A 15,844-nucleotide genomic window follows, 5' to 3' on the forward strand; every position below is an offset into this window, starting at 1 on the left:
GGGGGGAGTTTCATGGCTGATGTCGGGGCGCAGCGCCTGATCCTGAACGGGCTTCTGTCCCTGCCGACGCCGCTGCTGCGGCTGATGTCCGGGGGCGGGGTAGTCTATCAGGGCGGGCGCACCCTGGATCCGCGCATCCAGTTCCTGGCCAACGCCGCCCGCGGCGCGCCGCCCATGGCCAGCCTGACGCCCGAGCAGGCCCGCGCGGGCAGTGCGGGCGCCCTGCAAGTGGTGGCCGGCAAGCCGGAGCCCGGGGTGCGCACCGAGTCCCTGAGCATCGAAGGGCCGCGCGGCTCGATTCCGCTGCGCGCCTATCGTCCCGACGGCCAGGACCCGGCCTCGCCCCTGATGGTGTTCGCCCATTTCGGCGGCGGGGTGATCGGCGACCTGGAGACCTGCGACGCGTTCTGCTCGCTGCTGGCCAAGAGCGCGCGCTGCGCGGTGCTGTCGGTGGACTACCGGCTGGCGCCCGAGCATCGCTTCCCGGCCGGGCTTGAGGACGTGCTGGCCGCCTATCGCTGGGGACGGGACAATGCGGCCCGCTTCGGCGCGCCCGAGGGGCGCGCAGCGATCGGCGGCGATTCCATGGGCGGCAACTTCGCCGCGGTGGTGGCGCAGGAGATGAAGCGGACCGGCGAGCCGCAGCCGGCCCTGCAGCTTCTGATCTATCCGGCCACGGACCTGACCTGCGAATCCCAGTCCATGACCACCTATGCCGAGGCCTATCCCCTGTCGCGGCAGACCATGGAGTGGTTCATCGGCCACTACCTGCCGCCGGATGCGGACCCCACCGACCCGCGCGCCTCGCCGTTGAAGGCGGCGGACCTGTCGGGCCTGGCGCCCGCCGTGGTGGTCACCGCCGGATTCGACCCGCTGAACGACCAGGGCGAGGCCTATGCCAAACACCTGAAGGACGCGGGCGTGCCGGTGGTGTTCCGCTGCTACGACAGCCTGGCCCACGCCTTCACCGCCTTCACCGGGGCGGTGCCCTGCGCCGACGTCGCCTGCCGCGAAATCGCCGGCCTGGTGCGCGAGGGTTTCGAAGGCCGCATCCGCTGATGCGGGCCTTACGGGTCGAAACCCTGGCGCCCGACTACGGCGGGACGGCCATAGTCGAGGTGGAGACGCCCCGGCCAGGCCCGGGCGAGGTGCTGGTGCGGACGCGCGCGGCCAGCGTCAACTTTCCCGACCTGCTGATGACCCGCGGCGAATATCAGCTGAAGCCGCCCCTGCCCTTCACCTCGGGCATGGAGATGGCCGGCGAGGTCGAGGCTGTGGGCGAGGGCGTCACCCGCTGGAAGCCGGGCGACGCCGTGGTCGGCGGGGCCAAGACCGGGGCCTTCGCCGAATATGTGCTGGCGGGGGAGGGCGGGCTTCGCGCCAAGCCGGAGAACCTCTCCTTCGCCGAGGCGGCCTCGGTCGGGGCGGCCTATCTGACCGCCTATGTGGCCCTGGTGCGCCGGGCGCGGCTGGAGCCGGGCGAATGGGTGCTGGTGCACGGCGCGGCCGGCGGAGTGGGCCTCGCGGCGGTGGACCTGGCCAAGGGGCTGGGCGCGCGGGTGATCGCCGCCTCGGCCTCGGACGAGAAGCTGGCGGTGATCCAGCGCGAATACGCCCCCGACGCCGTCATCAACGTCACCGGCGGCTTTCGCGAGCAGGTGAAGGCGATCACCGGCGGCGGGGCCGACATCATCTATGACCCGGTGGGCGGCGAGGTGTTCGACGAGAGCGTGCGCTGCATCGCCTTCGACGGGCGGCTTCTGGTGGTGGGCTTCACCTCCGGGCGCATCCCGACGATCTCGGTCAACATGCCGCTGATCAAGGGCTTTTCGGTCGTGGGCGTGCGCGCCGGCGAATATGGCCGCCAGTTCCCCGACAAGGGGCGCGAGAACCAGGACGCCATCTGGCGCCTGGCCGCCGAGGGCCGCATCCGCCCGCGGGTCCACGCCGAGCTGCCCCTGGCCCAATGGCGCGAAGCCTTCGACCTCCTGGCCAACCGCCAGGTGATCGGCAAGGCGGTGATCCGGCCGGATCTCTAGACAAGTTTGGATCTGCCGACAGCGATGAAGACCCAGGACCCCCACGCCGCCGACCGCGCGCACGTCCAGTTCGAACGGCTGGTGTTCTTCAGCGACGCGGTGTTCGCCATCGCCATCACCCTCTTGGTGCTGGACCTGCGCCTGCCCGAGGCCAGCCACGGGGTGGTCGATCTCAGCCAGATCGCCGGCAAGCTGTTCGGCTTCTTCCTCTCCTTCACGGTGATCGGCCTCTACTGGCTGGACCACCATCAGCTGTTCGGCGGCCTGCGGCGCGAAGACGGGGCGCTGCGGCTCGCCAACCTGGTGTTCCTGGCCAGCGTGGTGTTCCTGCCATTTCCGACCTCGGTGATCGCCGAGTACCCGGCCACCGTCTCGTCGGTGATCTTCTATGCCCTGTCGGTGGCGGCGGTGGGCGCGGCCCTGACCGTGCTGGTGGTGGTCGCGCGGCGGCCGGCCCTGCTGGCCCAGGACGAGCGCGATGTCGGACCCGCCGGCGCGATGGTCTACCCGCTCGGCGCGCCGCTGGTGTTCCTCGTCTCGGCCGTGGTCGCGCTGCGCGACCCCCACCTGGCCATGCGGCTCTGGTGGCTGACGGCGCCGGCGGTATGGCTGACCAACTGGATCGGGCGGCGGCTCAGCAAGCGGCCCGCTGCGGGCTGAAGCCGCACACGGCGCCCCGATCAAGGCGCCTTGTGGATGGAGTCGATCCACGCCACGGCCTGGGGCTGCTCAGCCGGCTTGATGTCGAGATTGACGACCACCGCCTCGCCGCCGCTGCGCACCAAGACGCACTCCAGCGGCTCGTCGTCCGAAGCGTTGATCTCCTGGTGCGGCACGAACGGCGGGACATAGATGAAGTCGCCCGGCCCGGCCTCGGCGGTGAATTCCAGCGCCTCGCCCCAGCGCATGCGGGCCTTGCCCTTCAGCACATAGATCACGCTCTCCAGCTCGCCGTGGTGGTGGGCGCCGGTCTTGGCGCCGGCGTGGATGGTCACCGTGCCGGCCCACAGCTTTTCCGCCCCCACCCGGGCGAAGTTGATCGCCGCGGCCCGGTTCATGCCGGGGGTCTGGGCGGTGTTGGGGTCCAGCTGGTCGCCCGGGATCACCCGGACGCCGTCCTGCTTCCAGTCGTGGTGATGCTCGCTCATGGGATGAGCCTAGACCCGTCCGACCGTTCAAGAAAGCGTGCCTGAAGCTTGGAGTCGGAACCGGCGAAGGCTGGCGGTGCTATGGTTTGTGTCCGGCGAACGCCCGGCCAGCGGGCCGCGACCATCGGGTGAGGAAGCAAGATGCGAGCGTTCGTTTTCGCCGCCCTGGCCGCCGCGGCGACCCTGGCCGTCCACCCTGCCACAGCCGCCCCGACCTGCCAGGACCGCACCGGCGGCGCCATCAAGTGCGGGGTCCCGGGCGCCATGCCGGTCGGCTGGACCGCCTCGCCCGCTGCGCAGTTCGAGCGGCGGATGCACGAAGGGCCGGATCTCAGCGTCGAGGCGCAATGGTCGCTGATCGGGCTCCTGGTCGGGCTCTTCGGCCTGATCGCCTCGATGCCCAAGTTCGACGGCTGGGGCGCGGGCGACTGGGGCCGCGAGGAGGAGGACGGGGAGGACTAGGCGGTCGGTGTCTCCAGCCCCACCTTGACCCGGTCCATGGCGATGAAGGTGCGGAAGCGCTTCACATTGCCGGCGGCGAAGAACAGGCGCCGCGTCAGGGCCTCGTACTCGGCCATGCTGGCCACGGTGATCACCAGCACGAAGTCGGTTTCGCCGGTGACGTAGTAGCATTGCTGCACCTCGGGGGCGGCGGCGAAGCGTTGCTTGGCCTGGTCGATCAGCTCGGCGCGCTCGCTCTCGACCTCGACCTCGATGAACAGGGTCAGGGGCCGGCCGACGGCGTCGGGGTCGACCACGGCCACATTGGCGCGGATCACCCCCGCCTCCTCCATCCGCCGGATGCGGCGCTGGACGGCGGGCGCCGAGAGGTTGACCGCCTCACCGATCGTGCGCTGGGGCGTCTTGTTGTCGCGCTGCAGGATGGCCAGGATCGCGCGGTCGAAGGAATCCAGCTGCAACTTCGGGCTCCGGCGAAACAAACTTGCAAATGCGGGGCGGATTCAAAGCGCACATCTCGCCCCCGCTGCAATAGATGTTCGGGGCGCATGGAGGCGTTCTCATGTTGGTCCTGAACCGCAGTCCGATCCATGGCGCCCCGCTGGAGGCGAGCGACGCGGCGGTGCTGGGCGACGCCGGGGCGGCGGCTGCGATGGCGTTCTACGCCGCGGAGGAGGCCTATCGCCCGACCCCGCTGCACGACCTGCCGGCCCTAGCGGCCGAGCTGGGCCTGGAGCGGCTGGTGGTCAAGGACGAGGGACAGAGGCTGGGGCTGGGCAGCTTCAAGGCGCTCGGCGGCGCCTACGCCGTGGCCCGGCTGGCGGCCGAGGCGCCCGGGCCGGCGGACCAGATGACCTTCGCCTGCGCCACCGCCGGCAATCACGGCCGCTCAGTCGCCTACGGGGCGCAGCGGCTGGGGGCGCGGGCGGTGATCTTCGTGCCGAGTGGGGTCAGCGAGGGGCGCATCGCCGCAATGGCCGCCTTCGGCGCCCAGATGGTGCGCACCGAGAGCCCCTATGACGACGCCGTGGCCCTGGCGGCCGAGATCGCTGAGGAGCGTGGCTGGGCCCTGGTCTCTGACACCGCCTTTCCCGGCTACGAGCGCATCCCCTCGCTGATCATGCAGGGCTACACGGTGATCGCCGAGGAGGCCTTGTCGGCCATGAGCGAGCCGCCGACGCACCTGTTCGTCCAGGCCGGGGTCGGAGGCTTGGCCGGGGCCATGGCAGGGCGGCTGGCGACGCGCTTCGGCGAGCGGCGGCCCAAGGTGGTGGTGGTCGAGCCGGAGCGGGCGGCGTGCCTGATGGAAAGCGCGCGGGCGGGGCGGCTGGTCCGGCTCGGTGGTGGCGGCGGGACGGTGATGTCGATGCTGGACTGCCAGCAGCCGTCCCTGGTCGCCTGGCGCATACTGGAGCGCGCGGCGGACGCCTTCATGGCGGTCGGCGATGAGGGCGCCGCCCAGGCCAAGCGCCGCCTGGCGCGTCCCGTGGGCGCCGATCCGGCGATCAGCGGCGGCGAGAGCGGGGTCGCGGGCCTGGCCGGCCTGATCCGGGCGGCGCTGGACCCGGCGGCGCGGGACGAGCTCGGCCTGGACGCCAGATCGCGCGTCTGGGTGATCAATAGCGAGACGGCGGCGCCATGAGCACGCTCCAGGTCGACGGCGAGCGCCTGCTGGGCCGGCTGAAGGCCCTGGGCGAGGTCGGCCGCGACGCCGAGGGCCGGCTGGTGCGCCTCGCCGCCACCGACGCGGACAAGGCGGGCCGGGACCTGACAGCCGCCTGGCTGGCCGAGGCGGGGCTGGAGGTCATGGTCGACCGCATCGGCAATCTGTTTGGCCTCTGGAGGCCGTCTGGCTGCGCCGAGCAGGCGGCGCTGATGCTGGGCTCGCACATCGACACAGTCCGCGACGGCGGGATCTATGACGGAGCCTATGGCGTGCTGGCGGGGCTGGAGGTGATCCAGAGCCTGATGGCGGCGGGGTTCGCGCCGGCGCGGCCGATCATGCTGGTCGCCTTCACCAACGAGGAGGGCGCCCGCTATGCCCCCGACATGATGGGCTCGCTGGTCTATGCCGGCGGGCTCGCCGTCGACGAGGCCCTGGCCGCCCGCGGAGAGGACGGCACGGTGCTGGGCGCGGAGCTGGCGCGGATCGGTTATGCCGGAGCGCTGGAGCCCGGCTTCGTCCGTCCGCACGCCTATGTCGAGCTGCATATCGAGCAGGGGCCGGTGCTGGAGCGCGAGGGCCTGCCGATCGGGGTGGTGGAGAGCCTGCAGGGCATCTCCTGGCGGCGGGTGACCTTCACCGGCCGCGCCAACCACGCCGGGACCACGCCCATGGCGATGCGCCGCGACGCCGGCCACGCCGCCGCTGTGGCCATCGCCCACCTGCGCGAGCTGGCGGCGGCGAGCGGGCCGGCGACGGTGGCGACGGCGGGGACGCTCAGGCTGGAGCCGAATGTGATCAACGTGGTGCCGCGACTGGCGAGCTTCACCGTCGACTTGCGCGATCCCGACGACGCGCGGCTGGCCGCGGCCGAGGCGGCGCTGGAGGCGTTCCTGGCTGACCTGGCCGAGCGCGAGGGCCTCTCGCTGACGGTCGAGGTGCTGGCGCGGTTCGAGCCGGTGGTGTTCGACGAGGCGATCTGCCAGCGCATCGAACGGGCGGCCGAGGCGCGTGGGCTGGCCTTTCGCCGGATGACCTCCGGCGCAGGGCACGATGCGCAGATGATCGCGCGGATCAGCCCAGCGGCGATGATCTTTGTCCCCAGCCAGGGCGGGATCAGCCACAATCCGCGCGAACACACCGAACCGGAGCAGCTGGTGGCCGGCGCCAATGTGTTCCTGGATGTGGTCGCGGGCCTCGTGAGCGAGCAGGGAGACTGAGATGGCGATCGGGATCGAAGCCCTGACACGCGAGATGACCGACTGGCGGCGCGGCCTGCACGCCCGGCCGGAGTTCGGCTTCGAGGTCGAGCGAACCGCCGCCTTTGTCGCCGAGCGGTTGGGCGAGCTTGGCCTGGACGAGGTAGTCACGGGGATCGGCGGCCCCGGCGTCGTCGGCGTGCTGCGGCGCGGCTCCGGTCGGCGCACGATCGGCCTGCGCGCCGACATGGACGCCCTGCGCATTCACGAGAAGGGCGAGCGCGCCCACCGCTCGACCCATGACGGGGTGATGCACGCCTGCGGCCATGACGGCCACACCGCCATGCTTTTGGGCGCGGCCAACATCCTGGCGCGCGAGGGCGGGTTCGACGGGACGGTCTGCTTCATCTTCCAGCCGGCCGAGGAGTGGGGCCGCGGGGCGCTGGCCATGCTGGCGGACGGGCTTCTGCAGCGCTTTCCGCTGGACGAGATCTATGGCCTGCACAACTGGCCGGGGCTGGAGGTCGGGCGCTTTTCCACCACGGCGGGGCCGCTGATGGCGGCGGAGGACAATTTCGAGATCGTGCTCAGGGGCCAGGGCGGCCACGCCTCCAAGCCCCAGGCGATGCAGGAGGTGATGGTCGCCGCCTGCGCCGTGGTCATGGCCCTGCAAACCATCGTCTCGCGCCGGGTAGATCCGGCCGAGGCGGCGGTGGTCTCGGCCACCGAGATCCTGACCGACGGGGCGCGCAACGTGTTGCCCGGCGAGGCGCGCATCCTCGGCGACGTGCGCAGTTTCCGTCCCGAGGTCAGCGCCCTGGTGGAAAAGGAGATGCGGCGCATCGCCGAGGGCGTGGCCGCCGGCTACGGCTGCCGCGCCGAGGTGGACTACACCCGCGAGTTCATTCCGCTGATCAACCATCCCGCCCAATCGGCGGCAGCGCTGGAGGCGGCGGCGGCGGTGTTCGGCGCCGACAACGCCCGGGGCGACCAGACGCCGATCACCGCCTCGGAGGATTTCGCCCAGTTCCTGCAGCATGTGCCCGGCTGCTTCGGTTTCATCGGCAATGGCGAGGCTTCGGCGCCGCTGCACAACGCCGAATACGATTTCGACGACCGTTCTCTGCCGTTCGGCGCGCGTTGGTTCGCCGAGATCGCACGCAGGCGGCTGGCGGTTTGAAGAAAATCGGCCCGGTCATGTCACAACAGCTGGTCTGACACGTCCTTGGCTCGAATCCCCCAACTGAGGAGCGAGCCATGTCCCACACCCGAATGAAGCACCCCGCGATGGTCCTGCCGGCGGCGATGCAGGCGATGATGGCGCTGGGCAAGGCGGCCGAGGTCGACGGCCTGCCCTTCGTCACCCGCAAGCTGGTCGAACTGCGCGCCAGCCAGATCAACGGCTGCGGCTTCTGCGTCGACATGCATTCGCGCGAGCTGAAGAAGCACGGCGAGAAGGACGAGCGGATCTTCGCCGTCGGCGCCTGGCGCGACACCCCCTTCTACAGCGACGCCGAGCGGGCGGCCCTGGCCCTGGCCGAGGCGGTGACCCGGATCGCCGACCGGGAGGACTCTGTGCCCGACCCGGTCTGGAACGAGGCGGCGCGGCACTATGACGAGACGGCCCTGTCGGCGCTGCTGGTCGATATCGCCGCCATCAACGCCTGGAACCGGTTTAACGCGGCGGTGCGGCAGATGGCGGGGACGTGGGGGTGAGGGTTTGAGTTGATTTTAGTCCGCTCATCCCGGCGAATGCCGGGATCCAGGTCATAGAGCTGGGAGCTTGCAGATTTGCATCCATGATCACTGAAACGGCTTGAGCGCCATACGACCTGGATCCCGGCATTCGCCGGGATGAGCGGAGTTTTTTTCTGCTATTTCAGAGCAGCACGAAGCTCCAACCTACGCCTCCTCCGGCGCGAACACCTCCGACACGATCCGCCCATCGGCGTAGAGCGCCGCGCGCTTCATGCCTTGGGAGACGTAGGGCATGGCGATGTTCCCCTGGGCGTCCACCGCGATCAGCCCGCCGTCGCCGCCGAGGGCGGCGATCTCGTCCAGCGTCGCCTGGGCCGCCGGTCCCAGGGCCTGACCGCCGAAGCGCAGGCGAAAGGCCAGCTGGGCGGCGGCGGCGGTGCGCAGGAAATACTCCCCCTGGCCGGTGCAGGAGACGGCCACCAGGCCGTCTGCCCAGGCGCCCGCGCCCGGCACCGGGCTGTCGCCCAGCCGGCCGGCCATCTTGCCGAACACCCCGGCGGTCGAGGTGGCGGCGGCGAGGCGCCCCTGAAGATCGCGGGCGACGCAGCCGACCGTGCCGTGGGCCAGACCCTCCTCGCCGGGATCGTAGCGGGCGTTGGTGTACCAGGCCGCCGGGTCGCCTATGGGCTCCAGGCCCTGGTCGCGGGCGAAGTCGGCGGCGCCAGCGCCGGCCAGCATCACGTGCGGCGTCTGCTCCATCACCGCCCGGGCGGCGCGGACCGGGCTCTTGAAGCCCTGCAGGGCGGCGACCGAGCCGGCCCGCTGGGTCGCGCCATCCATCAGGCAGGCGTCCAGCTCGTACTCGCCCCGCCGGTTCGGCGAGCCGCCGCGGCCGGCGACATAGAGGCCCGAGGCTTCCAGCGCCTCGACGACCTCGACCACCACGTCCAGGGCCGCTGCGCCCGCGGCCAGACGATCGCGGGCCTGTTCGACGAGGCCGCGCATGTGAGCGACCTCCTGCGAATAGTCCAGGCCCGCCCGCGCGCCCGCGCCGCCATGCAGCGCCAGAGCCATGCCGCTTTTCGCCATGAAAACACCCTCGCTTACCTTGGGGCAGGCTTGCAGCCTGGGGGTCTCGCGACTAGCGCTTTGAGCCGACAAATTCCAGTGCGGCCGGCGAAGATCGGCCTGGCCATGGGAGAGCGCCTTGCCCGAGTTTCGCATGCTGGACCTGCCGCACATCCGCCTGCGCGCGGCGATGGAGGGATCCGGCCCGCTGGTCGTCCTCGTGCACGGCTTTCCGGAGTCCTGGTATTCCTGGCGCCATCAGATGGGGCCGATCGCCGAGGCCGGCTTCACCGCCTGCGCCATCGACGTGCGCGGCTATGGCGGCTCGGACAAGCCGCAGCCGGTCGAAGCCTACGCCATGGAGCGGATGGTCGAGGACGTGGCGGGGGTGATCGAACACCTGAGCCCGAACGACAAGGCGGTGGTGGTTGGCCACGACTGGGGCGCTCCGATCGTCTGGAACAGCGCCCTGATCCGGCCCGACCGCATCCGCGCCGTCGCCGGCCTGTCGGTGCCCTATACCGGCATTCCGACCCGTTCGTTCCGCGAGGCCTATGAGGCGCTGTTCACAGCCAAGGGCCGCTTCTTCTACCAGCACTATTTCCAGGCCGAGGGCGTGGCCGAGGCCGAGCTGGAGGCGGACCCGCGGGACTCGATCCGCCGGTTCTATTATGCGATCAGCGGCGATGCGCCGGACGGGACCTGGCCCAAGGACAAGGTGGTGGGCGACAGCCTGCTGCACCGCCTGCCGGATCCCGACCCGTTCCCCGCCTGGCTGACCGAGGCGGACATCGCTTACTACGCCGCTGAATTCGCCCGGTCCGGCTTCCGCGGGCCGCTGAACCGCTATCGCAACCATGACCGCGACTTCGAATACCTCTCGCAATTCCGAGGGCGGAAGATCGAGCAGCCGGCCCTGTTCATCGGCGGCGAGCGCGACCTGGTGCTGAGCATGCTGGGCCGCGGCGACCTGGTGGCGGCCCTGAAGGCCGAGGTTCCGAACCTGGCCGGCGCAGACATCCTGCCCGGCTGCGGCCACTGGACCCAGCAGGAGCGGCCGGCGGAGGTCAATGCGCGGCTGATACCTTGGTTGAAGGCGCTGTAGAGGCCGGCGCCCCCGTTTGCATGCTATGGTCTCCAGGTTCGTGATTCCGGGTCGGGCGCGATGTCGCTGAAGGAAGCCACCGCGCCGTCGGTGCTGTTGATCGAGGATGACGAGCTGGTCGGCGAGCTGATCAGCCTGAACCTGACGCGTGCGGGGTATGAGGTCACCTGGGCGCGTGACGGCGCCAGCGGGCTGAAGCGGCTGAAGGAGAGCGTGCCGGACCTGATCCTTCTGGATCTCGGCTTGCCCAGGGTGGACGGCTTTGCCGTGCTCACCGACATTCGTCGCCGGCGGGCCTCAAACCAGTTGGTGTTCGCCCACATGCCGATCATCGTCATGACCGCCCGGCACACCGTGGACGACGTCAAGCGGGCGGTATCCCTGGGGGCCGCCGACTACCTGGCAAAGCCGTTCGAGATTCCGGCCCTGCTGGGCCGGATGGCCAAGCATCTCGGTTCTCGCGCGCCGGCCGCCCCAGGCGACGGCTACAAGGAAATCTGAGCCTCAGCCCGTAGCCTGCAGGGCCATGGAGGCCTGAGCCTGGGGCTCCAGCGGCGGAATGCCGGATTCGAAATCCAGCAGCATTTCGTGGAACTCATAAGGGTCCAGAAGGACGCGCGATCCCTCCGGGAAGCGGTAGCGCCAGAAGCTGACGATGTGCTGGATCGCCGCCAGGCTCTCGCCGAGATCGAAGAAGCGCTGCGGCGAGGTCAGCAGGAATTCACGGAACGTCACCGGGTCGCCGGCCTGGGTCAGGGCTTTGAACGCCGTGTCGTAGGCTCCAAGCGATCGCTTGATGTATTCGCAGGCGTTGAACACGTCCTCGCCCAGCTTGCCCTGCAACTCGCGGATCTGGTCGCGGGTTTCGGCGTCGCAGCGGCCGACGGCGCGGGCGGCGCCGATCTCCTGCGAGACTGCGATGGCGCGGACGAAGATGTCGTTGACCAGCCACTTGTAGTAGAGGAAGCCCTTCCAGCAGAACATGCCTTCCGAATATTGCTTCGGATCCAGCTTCAGGGTCTGCCGGAGCGGCTCCAGTTCGCCGTCGAGATCGCTGGCCAGGATCTTGTTGACCAGGATCTGGGCGTAAGAGGACAGCTCGCTGGTCTTGCCGAAGGTCAGGTCGATCAGGGGCGCGATTTCCCGCCGCACGAAGACCAGCATGTTGTCGAGATCGGCCTGGGAAATGTCGAAATAGCAGGCCGCCGGGCGGATGTCCCGTCGCGCCAGGTGCTCGCGCAGGATGAAGGGGTCGAGGGTGGGCAACTCGTCGATCGCGTCCAGGGTGGCGCGGTCGGGCGAGCCGGCGCGCAGGTCGTCGCCGAAGGCGTCGACGATCAGGCTGTCATAGTGCTGTTGGCCGACGAAGACGTAGCGGGCGCCGCACTTCAGGTCGCGCCGGTCCATCGGCACCAGGATCTTGGTGGCCACGGCCTTGTAGGACTTGAACAGGTCGAGCTCGTCGCGGCGCAGGCGGTGCTTGATGATGATGGCGGTGTTGAGCAGGCGGTTCTTGAAGAAGGGCCGGGCCCTGTAGTCGGGGTCATGCTCGAATTTCTCGGCGACCTTGATCAGGTGCAGCACGCGCGAGGAGGCGGCCGTGTCGCCGATGTTGGTGAGGGCGCGAACGCTGCGGTCGGCCATGGAGGGGCTCGCCTTTACAACCAGGGACTGGGCGCGGGGGAGGGTTCGCGCACGCACGACCATGCGCCGGCATGCTTTCGCAAGCGTTAGAACTCGATGGGTTTTCGCCCATTCTGGGCGCCGTGTTTCTACTGAGAGTTCGTTTGGGGATCGATGGCGCGATCTGGTTTGCGTGGTTCGAGACGCTCGCTGGCGCGAGCCCTCACCATGACTGGGTCGGGTGGGCTGCACAAAGCTCGTCATGGTGAGGAGCGGCCCGCCAGGGACGCGTCTCGAACCACGCATTGGCGGTGGCGCCGCGATTTTCAAAGCGGCCTTCTCGAGGCCGGGAACGCCGATCACCGCGTCTTCGAATAGTCCGGCGGCCGCTTTTCGAGGAAGGCGCGGACGCCCTCGCCGAAGTCCTCGCCCTGGGCGCAGAGGATCTGGTTGCGGTCCTCCATGGCGATCTGCGCCTCCAGTCCCTGCGCGTCGATGGCGTGGTTCAGCGCCTCCTTGGTCAGGCGCAGGCCCAGGGGCGTGGTGCGCAGCATCTCGTCGACCAGCTGCCGGCCTTCCGCCTCCAGCATGTGCGGCTCGACCACGGCGCTGACGACGCCCAGCGCCAGGGCGCGGTCGGCGCGCAGGAAGCGGCCGGTCAGCATCAGTTCGGCCGCCACCGACGAGCCGACCATGCGCGGCAGGAAATAGCTGACGCCGATGTCGCAGGCCGAGAGGCCGATCTTGATGAAGGCGGCGTTCATCTTCAGCGTCGGGGTGGCCACGCGCACGTCCGAGGCCAGGGCCAGGGCGAAGCCGCCGCCGGACGCCGCCCCGTCGATGAGGGCGATGATCGGCTGGGGACAGCGGCGCATGGCGATGACGATCTCGCTGATCTGGCGCTGGCTGATCAGGCCCGCGCTGACCGTGCGCGGTGCGTTGCCGCGGGGCTCCTTCAGATCGAGGCCGGCGCAGAAATTGGCGCCCGCCCCGCGCAGCACCACCAGGCGGATGTCATGGCGCCAGTAGATGCCGACGAAGAAGTCGCGCAGCTCCTCGACAAGCGCGCGGTTCAGCGCATTGAGGCTTTCTGGCCGGTTCATGGTGGCCCAGAGGACTTCGCCTTCCTGGGTGATCTGGAGGTGTTGGTAGTCTGCGAAATCCACCTCGCGCCTCCTACCGCTTGCCGCTGGTCGGGATCTGGTTGAAGGGCACGTCCTTGTCGACGCGGATGTCGGCGGGCAGGCCCAGCACCCGCTCGGCGATGACGTTGCGGAGGATCTCGTCGGTGCCGCCCTCGACCCGGGTGGCGGGCGAGCGCAGCAGCATGGCCTGGAAACGGGCGTTGGCGGCCGAGATCTCCGGATCGTTTACGATCCCCGCCTCGGCCTCGAGGTCGAGGGCGAACGCAGCGATCTCCTGCATGGTCGAGCCGGCCACCAGCTTGCCGATCGAGTTCTCCGGCCCGGGCGTCTCGCCGCGCGAGAGGGCCGAGATGGCGCGGAAGCCGGTGTATTTCAGCCCGCTCTGGCGGCAGGCGAAGGTCGCCAGTTTCGAGCGCACCGCCGGGTCGTCGACGGCGAGGCCATTGGCGGTCTCGAGGCGGCAGCAGAGGTCGAACAGCTCGGGAAAGCCGGTGGACATGCCGGCGCCGATCGACAGCCGCTCGTTCATCAGGGTGGTCAGCGAGACCTGCCAGCCCTGGCCTACCGCGCCCAGGCGCTGGGCGTCGGGGATGCGCACGTCGGTGAAATAGACCTCGTTGAAGCCGGACTGGCCGTTGACCTGCTTGATCGGGCGGATCTCGATCCCCGGCGTCTTCATGCTGAGGAAGAACATGGTCAGGCCCTTGTGCTTGGGCACGGTCGGGTCGGTCCGGGTGATCAGGATGCCGTAGTCCGAATACTGGGCGCCCGAGGTCCAGATCTTCTGGCCGTTGATCACCCAGTCGTCGCCGTCTCGCTCGGCCTTGGTGCGGAGGCCCGCGAGGTCCGAGCCGCCGGCGGGCTCGCTGAACAGCTGGCACCAGATCTCTTCGCCCGAGGCCAGGGGCGGCAGGTAGCGGCGCTTCTGCTCTTCCGAGGCCCAGGCCATCATGGTCGGGCCGCACATGCCGTGGCCGATGATGAAGACGCCGGAAAGGCCGCCATAGACGCCTTCCTCCTGGCCCCAGATCACCCGTTCGATCGGGGTCGCGCCGCGGCCGCCATATTCCTTGGGCCAATGCAGGCAGGCCCAGCCGGCCTCGGCCTTCTTCTTCTGCCAGGCCTTGGAGGCGGCCATGGGGTCGGCGCTCTTGACGCCGCCGGAGCCGAAGCCGGCTGTGGCCAGCTCCTTGTAGAACTGCTTGGGCGCGTTGGCGTCGATCCAGGCGCGGACCTCGGCGCGGAAGGCGGCTTCTTCGGGCGTGTCGTCGAAATTCATCTTTATGGCTCCCGAAATCAGGCGGCGTTCTTGGCGCGCAGGCGCTGGATCAGCTTGTCTTCCCACTGCGACAGCGGCCCGAGGTTCAGGGCCAACAGGTTCGAGCGGCGGTAGAACAGGTGGCAGTCGAAGGCCCAGGTGAAGCCCATGCCGCCGTGGACCTGGATGTTGTTCTTGGAACAGTGCTGGAAGGCCTGGGTGGCGCTGACCCGGGCGGTGGCCGCCGCCTCGGGCAACTCGGCCGCTCCGGTGGAGAGCGCCCAGGCGCCGTAATAGGCGTTGGAGCGGGCCAGGGTGGCCGAGACGTACATGTCGGCCAGCATGTGCTTGACCGCCTGGAACGAGCCGATCGGCCGGCCGAAGGCCATCCGCTCGAGTGCGTAGTCGCGGGCCATCTCCAAGGCGCGGTCGGAGCCGCCGACCTGTTCGAAGGCGGTCAAAACCGCGGCGCGGTCATAGACGTGGGAGATGGTGGCCCAGCCTTCGCCCGCGGCGCCCAGCGGCTCGGCGGGGGCGTTCTGGAAGCTCAGCCTGGCGTGGCTGCGGGTGGGGTCGATGGTCTCCACCGCCTCGCGGGTCACGCCGGGGCCGTTCAGGTCGACGATGTAGAGTGAGATCCCCCGCTCGTCGGACCCTGGCGCGCTGCGGGCCGCGACGATGGCGAAGTCGGCGACGTCGCCGTCGGCCACCGGCAGCTTGGTTCCGGAGAGGCCGCCGCCGGAAACCTGGGCCTTGATGTTGCGGGCGATGGCCGGGCCATTGCCCTCGGCCAGGGCGAAGCAGCCGATGGCCTCGCCCGAGGCCAGTTTCGGCAGCCAGGCGGCCTTCTGCGCCGGCGATCCCGCGGCCAGCAGGAATTCGGTGGCGAGGAAGACGGAGGAGGAGAAGGGCGTTGGCGCCAGGACCCGGCCCATCTCCTCGGCGATCACGCACAGCTCCAGATAGCCGGCGCCCAGGCCGCCATGCTCTTCGGGGATCGCCACGCCCAGAAAGCCCATCTCGGCGAGGCCCTTCCAGAGGTCGCGGTCGAAGGGCTGCGGACCCTCCAGCACGGCGCGCACGGCCTTGGGCGGGCACTTGGCCTCGAGGAAGCGGCGGGCCTCGGCCTGGAGCTGCTTCTGCTCGTCCGAGAATTCGAAATTCATGGGCGTCCTCGCGGGGTTCTTGCTCTTGGATCGAGGGCTAGACCCTTGCCGCCGGGGAAGTCCAACCGGCTTTTCCCACCGTTCCGCCTCGCTTTCGGGCGAACCCGCAAAAGCTGCGCCCGATGGCGCCTCATTTCGCGGCAAGGGCGCCTTTCAACACGGCGCAAGCAGCCGGGCAGGGTGCGCCCCGGCGCCCGGGGTCTACACCTGACCGTCACGGGTCCCAGGTTCAGGGGTGGGCTGAAAACCCGTTTTGGGCAAGGCGAGCGCGCC

General features: G+C 69.8%; 17 protein-coding genes. 10 read left to right on the top strand and 7 right to left on the bottom strand.

What is annotated here, in order from left to right; genetic code table 11:
- The first annotated feature begins 12 nt into the window (after positions 1-12).
- The 3 genes from KCG34_RS20255 to KCG34_RS20265 are packed head-to-tail and all read left to right on the top strand — an operon-like array spanning position 13 to position 2,699.
- Positions 13-1,059, top strand: a complete 1,047-nt coding sequence (locus KCG34_RS20255; protein WP_211937411.1) for an alpha/beta hydrolase — start codon at positions 13-15, stop codon at positions 1,057-1,059.
- Positions 1,059-2,039 carry an NADPH:quinone oxidoreductase family protein gene (locus KCG34_RS20260; RefSeq protein WP_211937412.1) on the top strand — a complete coding sequence of 327 codons (981 nt, stop codon included), beginning with the start codon at positions 1,059-1,061 and terminating at the stop codon, positions 2,037-2,039. Before KCG34_RS20255 ends, KCG34_RS20260 begins: the two co-directional genes overlap by 1 nt.
- A 24-nt stretch (positions 2,040-2,063) precedes the next feature.
- Positions 2,064-2,699 carry a TMEM175 family protein gene (locus KCG34_RS20265; protein ID WP_211937413.1) on the top strand — a complete coding sequence of 212 codons (636 nt, stop codon included), beginning with the start codon at positions 2,064-2,066 and terminating at the stop codon, positions 2,697-2,699.
- Positions 2,700-2,719: 20 nt separating this feature from the next.
- On the opposite strand, the gene KCG34_RS20270 is transcribed toward KCG34_RS20265, so the two are convergent.
- Complete coding sequence (locus tag KCG34_RS20270; RefSeq protein ID WP_211937414.1) at positions 2,720-3,187, bottom strand: cupin domain-containing protein; 468 nt, start codon at positions 3,185-3,187, stop codon at positions 2,720-2,722.
- A 141-nt stretch (positions 3,188-3,328) separates the two neighbouring features.
- On the opposite strand from KCG34_RS20270, the gene KCG34_RS20275 reads away from it, so the two are divergent.
- Positions 3,329-3,649: a hypothetical protein gene (locus KCG34_RS20275; protein ID WP_211937415.1), complete on the top strand. Its 321-nt coding sequence runs from the start codon at positions 3,329-3,331 to the stop codon at positions 3,647-3,649.
- Here the strand turns inward: KCG34_RS20275 and KCG34_RS20280 are convergent.
- Positions 3,646-4,107 (bottom strand): Lrp/AsnC family transcriptional regulator, encoded by a 462-nt coding sequence (locus KCG34_RS20280; RefSeq protein WP_211937416.1) that lies wholly within the window; start codon positions 4,105-4,107, stop codon positions 3,646-3,648. The genes KCG34_RS20275 and KCG34_RS20280 overlap by 4 nt on opposite strands.
- A gap of 101 nt (positions 4,108-4,208) precedes the next feature.
- Between KCG34_RS20280 and KCG34_RS20285 the strand changes: the two genes are divergently transcribed.
- From KCG34_RS20285 to KCG34_RS20300, 4 genes are all read left to right on the top strand, one after another.
- Positions 4,209-5,288 carry a diaminopropionate ammonia-lyase gene (locus KCG34_RS20285; protein WP_211937417.1) on the top strand — a complete coding sequence of 360 codons (1,080 nt, stop codon included), beginning with the start codon at positions 4,209-4,211 and terminating at the stop codon, positions 5,286-5,288.
- Positions 5,285-6,529, top strand: coding sequence for a Zn-dependent hydrolase (locus KCG34_RS20290; protein ID WP_211937418.1), 1,245 nt, complete (start codon positions 5,285-5,287; stop codon positions 6,527-6,529). Before KCG34_RS20285 ends, KCG34_RS20290 begins: the two co-directional genes overlap by 4 nt.
- 1 nt (position 6,530) lies before the next feature.
- The gene (locus KCG34_RS20295) at positions 6,531-7,688 is read left to right on the top strand and encodes a M20 aminoacylase family protein (protein ID WP_211937419.1); all 1,158 of its coding nucleotides are present in this window, start codon (positions 6,531-6,533) and stop codon (positions 7,686-7,688) included.
- 77 nt (positions 7,689-7,765) lie between these two features.
- Positions 7,766-8,224, top strand: coding sequence for a carboxymuconolactone decarboxylase family protein (locus tag KCG34_RS20300; protein WP_211937420.1), 459 nt, complete (start codon positions 7,766-7,768; stop codon positions 8,222-8,224).
- A 186-nt stretch (positions 8,225-8,410) separates the two neighbouring features.
- On the opposite strand, the gene KCG34_RS20305 is transcribed toward KCG34_RS20300, so the two are convergent.
- Positions 8,411-9,295: an isoaspartyl peptidase/L-asparaginase family protein gene (locus KCG34_RS20305; RefSeq protein ID WP_211937421.1), complete on the bottom strand. Its 885-nt coding sequence runs from the start codon at positions 9,293-9,295 to the stop codon at positions 8,411-8,413.
- A gap of 118 nt (positions 9,296-9,413) precedes the next feature.
- Between KCG34_RS20305 and KCG34_RS20310 the strand changes: the two genes are divergently transcribed.
- The gene (locus KCG34_RS20310) at positions 9,414-10,379 is read left to right on the top strand and encodes an alpha/beta fold hydrolase (protein WP_211937422.1); all 966 of its coding nucleotides are present in this window, start codon (positions 9,414-9,416) and stop codon (positions 10,377-10,379) included.
- A gap of 60 nt (positions 10,380-10,439) precedes the next feature.
- Positions 10,440-10,880 carry a response regulator transcription factor gene (locus KCG34_RS20315; protein WP_211937423.1) on the top strand — a complete coding sequence of 147 codons (441 nt, stop codon included), beginning with the start codon at positions 10,440-10,442 and terminating at the stop codon, positions 10,878-10,880.
- 3 nt (positions 10,881-10,883) lie between these two features.
- On the opposite strand, the gene KCG34_RS20320 is transcribed toward KCG34_RS20315, so the two are convergent.
- The 4 genes from KCG34_RS20320 to KCG34_RS20335 all read right to left on the bottom strand — a co-directional run bounded on the left by KCG34_RS20320 (position 10,884) and on the right by KCG34_RS20335 (position 15,571).
- Complete coding sequence (locus tag KCG34_RS20320; RefSeq protein ID WP_211937424.1) at positions 10,884-12,023, bottom strand: hypothetical protein; 1,140 nt, start codon at positions 12,021-12,023, stop codon at positions 10,884-10,886.
- Between the two features lie 338 nt (positions 12,024-12,361).
- Positions 12,362-13,168 (bottom strand): enoyl-CoA hydratase/isomerase family protein, encoded by an 807-nt coding sequence (locus tag KCG34_RS20325; RefSeq protein WP_249138097.1) that lies wholly within the window; start codon positions 13,166-13,168, stop codon positions 12,362-12,364.
- A gap of 10 nt (positions 13,169-13,178) precedes the next feature.
- Positions 13,179-14,426: an acyl-CoA dehydrogenase gene (locus KCG34_RS20330; protein WP_211937425.1), complete on the bottom strand. Its 1,248-nt coding sequence runs from the start codon at positions 14,424-14,426 to the stop codon at positions 13,179-13,181.
- Between the two features lie 17 nt (positions 14,427-14,443).
- Positions 14,444-15,571, bottom strand: a complete 1,128-nt coding sequence (locus KCG34_RS20335; RefSeq protein ID WP_211937426.1) for an acyl-CoA dehydrogenase family protein — start codon at positions 15,569-15,571, stop codon at positions 14,444-14,446.
- Positions 15,572-15,844 lie beyond the last annotated feature (273 nt).

This window comes from Phenylobacterium montanum (genome assembly GCF_018135625.1).
Classification (GTDB): domain Bacteria; phylum Pseudomonadota; class Alphaproteobacteria; order Caulobacterales; family Caulobacteraceae; genus Poindextera; species Poindextera montana.

Excerpts from the sequence above, each read along its gene's own strand:
- KCG34_RS20295 (WP_211937419.1), top strand. The coding sequence starts at position 6,531 with ATGGCGATCGGGATCGAAGCCCTGACACGCGAGATGACCGACTGGCGG.
- KCG34_RS20315 (WP_211937423.1), top strand. The coding sequence starts at position 10,440 with ATGTCGCTGAAGGAAGCCACCGCGCCGTCGGTGCTGTTGATCGAGGAT.
- KCG34_RS20300 (WP_211937420.1), top strand. The coding sequence starts at position 7,766 with ATGTCCCACACCCGAATGAAGCACCCCGCGATGGTCCTGCCGGCGGCG.
- KCG34_RS20285 (WP_211937417.1), top strand. The coding sequence starts at position 4,209 with ATGTTGGTCCTGAACCGCAGTCCGATCCATGGCGCCCCGCTGGAGGCG.
- KCG34_RS20290 (WP_211937418.1), top strand. The coding sequence starts at position 5,285 with ATGAGCACGCTCCAGGTCGACGGCGAGCGCCTGCTGGGCCGGCTGAAG.
- KCG34_RS20275 (WP_211937415.1), top strand. The coding sequence starts at position 3,329 with ATGCGAGCGTTCGTTTTCGCCGCCCTGGCCGCCGCGGCGACCCTGGCC.
- KCG34_RS20335 (WP_211937426.1), bottom strand. The coding sequence starts at position 15,571 with ATGAATTTCGAATTCTCGGACGAGCAGAAGCAGCTCCAGGCCGAGGCC.
- KCG34_RS20305 (WP_211937421.1), bottom strand. The coding sequence starts at position 9,295 with ATGGCGAAAAGCGGCATGGCTCTGGCGCTGCATGGCGGCGCGGGCGCG.
- KCG34_RS20265 (WP_211937413.1), top strand. The coding sequence starts at position 2,064 with ATGAAGACCCAGGACCCCCACGCCGCCGACCGCGCGCACGTCCAGTTC.
- KCG34_RS20270 (WP_211937414.1), bottom strand. The coding sequence starts at position 3,187 with ATGAGCGAGCATCACCACGACTGGAAGCAGGACGGCGTCCGGGTGATC.
- KCG34_RS20330 (WP_211937425.1), bottom strand. The coding sequence starts at position 14,426 with ATGAATTTCGACGACACGCCCGAAGAAGCCGCCTTCCGCGCCGAGGTC.
- KCG34_RS20320 (WP_211937424.1), bottom strand. The coding sequence starts at position 12,023 with ATGGCCGACCGCAGCGTTCGCGCCCTCACCAACATCGGCGACACGGCC.
- KCG34_RS20260 (WP_211937412.1), top strand. The coding sequence starts at position 1,059 with ATGCGGGCCTTACGGGTCGAAACCCTGGCGCCCGACTACGGCGGGACG.
- KCG34_RS20255 (WP_211937411.1), top strand. The coding sequence starts at position 13 with ATGGCTGATGTCGGGGCGCAGCGCCTGATCCTGAACGGGCTTCTGTCC.